This is a genomic window from Aquicoccus porphyridii (genome assembly GCF_008369105.1).
Taxonomy (GTDB): domain Bacteria; phylum Pseudomonadota; class Alphaproteobacteria; order Rhodobacterales; family Rhodobacteraceae; genus Aquicoccus; species Aquicoccus porphyridii.
In genome coordinates, this window is sequence record NZ_VINQ01000180.1 from 1 (window position 1) to 403 (window position 403).

The window sequence follows — 403 nt, forward strand, 5'->3', positions numbered from 1 at the left end:
CCACACCCTGACCCAGGGCTTCACCGCCCCTGTACGGGACCGCAACGGTGGCATCCGCCAGTGCGAGATGTCCGCCCACCGGATCAGCATCGATGGCGAGGACTGCGTGCTGACCATCGCCCGCGATATCACCGAGCGCCAGCTCATGCAGGAGAAGCTGCAGCAGGCCGCCACCGTCTTCGAAAGCACCGCCGAAGGCGTGATGATCACCGATACCCGCCAACGCATCACCGCGGTCAACCGCGCCTTCAGCGAGATCACCGGCTACAGCGAGCAGGAGGCGCTGGGACGCTCGCCCAGCCTGCTCTCCTCCGGACAACACGACTCCAGCTTCTACCTCGCCATGTGGAACCAGCTGGAGCGCGACGGGCACTGGCAGGGCGAGATCTGGAACCGACGCAAG

At 66.0% G+C, this 403-nt stretch carries 1 protein-coding gene; it reads left to right on the plus strand.

Going from position 1 to position 403, the window contains the following annotated elements; genetic code table 11:
- Positions 1–403: PAS domain-containing protein (locus FLO80_RS24085; RefSeq protein ID WP_149187164.1), on the plus strand; the 403-nt coding region annotated here is incomplete at both ends.